The following is a 3,530-nucleotide window of genomic DNA, read 5'->3' as shown; positions in this document are numbered from 1 at the left end:
GCCCTCTGGGCTGCGGGGAGGGGGGAGAAAGGGGGAAGGGGCCACCTGTCGTCCTGAATTGCATACCCGAAAACAAATTATGGATGAAGCACTAGGCCTTCAGCGAACATCCCCAGATGGGGATCTCCTGGCCTGTAGGGTGGAAACCGAAACGCCGGTAAAGCGCTTGGGAGGCCTGATTTTCAATTTGAGTGTTGAGAGTGATCGGGTAAGCCCCTACATCGATCAGATAGCGCAGACTCTCGGCCAGCAGGCGGGCTCCGATGGCGCGGCCCTGGTGCATCGGGTGCACCGCCAGACGAACGATATGGCCGTGCATGCCATAGAGGTCAAGGAACGCGTAACCGACGATCTCCCCCTCTTCCTCTGCCACAATGAAATAGGGCACCTGATGCCATGCCCGGGTCAGGATCGTCGGGCCGTACCACCACATCGGCTCAAAGGCCAGCCGGTCCACCTCTGCGATGCGAGGGATATCGATCAACGCAGCCCGCCGGATATCCACGGGGACGGCAGGGATCTCGGGGATCCGCCAGTCGTCCTTGCGAAGGGTGATCACCACGGTCTGACGGATGAAGCCAGCCGCTTGATAGACGGGTTCTAGCCATTCCCCATATGCCATCCCGACCACTTGCTCCGCGCCCTGGGAGGCCAGGGCACGGGCGAAAGGGGGCCAGAGCTGTTGGAACAGGGCCACCGCGTCTTCGCCATCCGCCACCGCTGCTCCCCGCAACCACGCCACCGGGCTATCCACCTGAATCCCTAACCAGAAGGCGACGATTTGCCCCATGCGCTCCACGACCCATGCCGTGGGCGCATCCAGCCATTCCTCCAAAGACCACCAGTCCAGAGCCAGCTGAGCCCGTCGATGGTGTCGGACCAGCTGGAGGATGGCGGTTCGGTCGGCCCGGGTGGCCGGGCGTACATGAACTGGCAAAGATCACCTCCGTGATGATCCCCCGGGCGTTGAGAGGGTTAGGATGAGTAAATTAGGAATTACGCCGTGAGCCTCCTTGTAGGGGTTTTCGGGGGGCGGAGCCAGGCGCCCGGCTCCGCCCCCAAAAACCGTTTTTCATCCTCTTTCATCCTCTCTCCCCACGACCCCAAGGGCCGTGGGGAGAGAGGATGAGGGGAGGTAGGACCTTTCCTCTCCCTCTCACGGGCTCGAACGGCGTAATTCCTCTAAGAAGTTCTTCTATTTCTCAAGCTCTGCCACAAACTGGCAGATCGAACCCTCCACGGCAGCGCACGCCACCTCACGAACCCGTACCGGATGCTGGAAGGCGATCTCTAGAAAACCCGCGATGTAACCAGCAAGGGGGTGGCAAATCGGCTTTCTCTGCGGCCGTAAGCCATCGGCCAGGATCGAGCCCATCACCTCGATGGAGAGCGAGGCTCCCTCCCGATGCCAGCGAGCCTGGCCCCAACCGGCGGCCTCGAAGGCGAGGCGAGCTGCTTCCAGCAGCTCCTCCCCCTGGAGCCCTAAGCGTTCACGGAGGAGCTGGGCACCTCGGATCCCAGCGTGTCGCCCGGCCTGATACAGAACCCCTCCAACTCCAAGCCCCGCCAGCCGGAGCACGGCGCCATACAGGGAGATCAGCCCGGCGCGATCGATCAACACCGATTCTTTGCGGATGGTTTCGATGACCCGGGTCTCGTCCACGGGGCCCTCCCTCTTATCTATGGAGATTCGCCACCCCCTTTCCGCTCCTTGGTATACTTAAGCTGCAGGCGCGAGGCAAGTCCAGCAGCCCGCACCCAAATCCCAAGACAAAGCTGCCATGCCCGGCGCCTTCGATAGCAATAGAGGGCAATTTGGCCTTTGTGAAGCGCATCAAGCAATCGCTCCCTTGTGGAATTTCTGCGAGGTTGTAGGTTGCATAAGCGGCCCGCACCCCACGGGAGATTATTCTTTTCCCTCCCCGTGGGATTTCGTCGCACGGGGAGAGGAGAAGGGCGCGGAGTGGGTCTGCTTCGCCGGGCGGTGGTTTGCTCGCAATTCTCCGGAGGGGCTGTCGCGCATTGGGATTGGCCCAGTAAACGGATCGACCGGAACGGTGTTCTATATTTATGAATGCTCGACGTTTTCCGATGAGCTCTAAAGAAGATGAGCGGAGATTGGTAGAGCGGGCCCGGCGTGATCCGGAAGCCTTCGGGGAGCTGTACCTTCGTTACGTCCGCTCGATTTACAATTACATCTTCTATCGAACTGGTGATCCCGAGGAGGCGGAGGATCTGACCAGCCGGGTCTTCCTTCAGGCGCTCCAGCATCTGCCGCGGTTCCAAGAACGAGGCCTGCCCTTCGCCGCCTGGCTGTTCCGCATCGCCCATAACCTGGTCGCCAACTGGCATCGGGATCGTCAGCGCCATCCCACCGTTCCACTCTCCGAGAACGGACACGATCGGGGATCGGAGCGTGTGGAGGCCGTGCTGGAACGGCGAGAGGAGCGGGAGCGATTGCTGGCTGCCATACGACGCTTGCCGTCAGATCGTCAGCAATTGCTGATCCTGAAGTTTGTCGAAGGGCTCTCCAACGCGGAGATCGCTCAAATCATGGGGCGAACGGAAGGGGCGATCCGCGTGTTATATCATCGCACGTTGGAGGCTCTCCGGCGGGAGCTCGCCCGCGAAGGCTGAGGGTTGATCTCCCCGATCGCCTGGATTGCTATATCCCTCGGCTCGGAGGGGTGCCTTCGCAAGGAGGGGTAAAGCAGCAGTCATCCGGCTGGCCCGGTTGGCGCATGGCCATCAAAGGAGGAATCTATGTCCGATCTAGCGCGCTGGCTGGATCTTCATGCCACCCGCCTGCAACAAGGCCTGCGAGGGGATGCGGCCTATCCATTTCCCCCGGTGGCCTTCTCCGCCTCCGAGCGGGAGCTCTTTCAGCTCGCGGAGCGTCTGGCGGATGTTTTGCAACCGGTGGAGCCCCAACCGATGTGGGTGGCCTCATTGTATGAGCGCCTGATGCAGGAGGCTCAGCATCCCTGTTCCGTTACGCCTGCTTCACGACTCCCGATTCCCAAGTGGTGGCTGGGGGTGGCCCTGGGGACGGCCGCCCTGGGGTTGTGGGCCTATCGCCGTTTGCATTCGGCCCGGCCATCCTCTGGATCGTTTTAAAGATCCGAAGCGCTTTCAGGATGGCACCGCCCGTCTTTTAGAGGGGAGGGGGGAAACGAAGCGGTTTTCGGGGGTAGAGCCGGGTGCTAACGGCGCCCGGCTCTACCCCTCAAAGTTCCCACAGGAAACCCATGGTGTGATTCCCAAGATGCGCACCTGAAGGGAGAAAGGAGGCAAAGATGCCATGGTATAGCCGAATTGCGGGATGGGGGATGGCTGTCCCTCGCCGTGTGCTGACCAGCCGGGAGCTGGCTCAGCAGCTGCACACCACTGAAGAGTGGATCCTCACCCGCACGGGGATCCGGGAGCGGCGGATCGCGGAGCCGGGCGAGACCATGTCCGATCTCTCGGTCGCCGCGGCGCGAGAGGCGATGGCCCGCGCGGGCATTTTGCCTCAAGATCTCGATCTGATT

4 protein-coding genes and 1 pseudogene are annotated in these 3,530 nt (G+C 61.6%); 3 read left to right on the top strand and 2 right to left on the bottom strand.

The annotated features are described in order from the left end of the window. Positions 1–91: 91 nt before the first annotated feature. Positions 92–937 carry a GNAT family N-acetyltransferase gene (locus ACFMO5_RS11605; protein WP_376792912.1) on the bottom strand — a complete coding sequence of 282 codons (846 nt, stop codon included), beginning with the start codon at positions 935–937 and terminating at the stop codon, positions 92–94. 258 nt (positions 938–1,195) lie between these two features. Continuing rightward, positions 1,196–1,663 (bottom strand): V4R domain-containing protein, encoded by a 468-nt coding sequence (locus ACFMO5_RS11600; protein WP_376792911.1) that lies wholly within the window; start codon positions 1,661–1,663, stop codon positions 1,196–1,198. 428 nt (positions 1,664–2,091) lie between these two features. On the opposite strand from ACFMO5_RS11600, the gene ACFMO5_RS11595 reads away from it, so the two are divergent. The 3 genes and pseudogenes from ACFMO5_RS11595 to ACFMO5_RS11585 all read left to right on the top strand — a co-directional run. Then, on the top strand, positions 2,092–2,637 hold the full coding sequence (locus tag ACFMO5_RS11595) for an RNA polymerase sigma factor (protein WP_376792910.1): 546 nt from the start codon (positions 2,092–2,094) through the stop codon (positions 2,635–2,637). Between the two features lie 126 nt (positions 2,638–2,763). After that, a complete protein-coding gene (locus tag ACFMO5_RS11590; protein ID WP_376792909.1) occupies positions 2,764–3,117 on the top strand; it encodes a hypothetical protein in 354 nt (117 codons plus the stop codon). Between the two features lie 179 nt (positions 3,118–3,296). Then, positions 3,297–3,530: pseudogene (locus tag ACFMO5_RS11585) on the top strand (3-oxoacyl-ACP synthase); the annotation flags it as partial.

This window comes from Thermoflexus sp., from assembly GCF_042408365.1.
GTDB lineage: Bacteria > Chloroflexota > Anaerolineae > Thermoflexales > Thermoflexaceae > Thermoflexus.
This window is presented reverse-complemented; position numbering and strand designations above follow the sequence as displayed.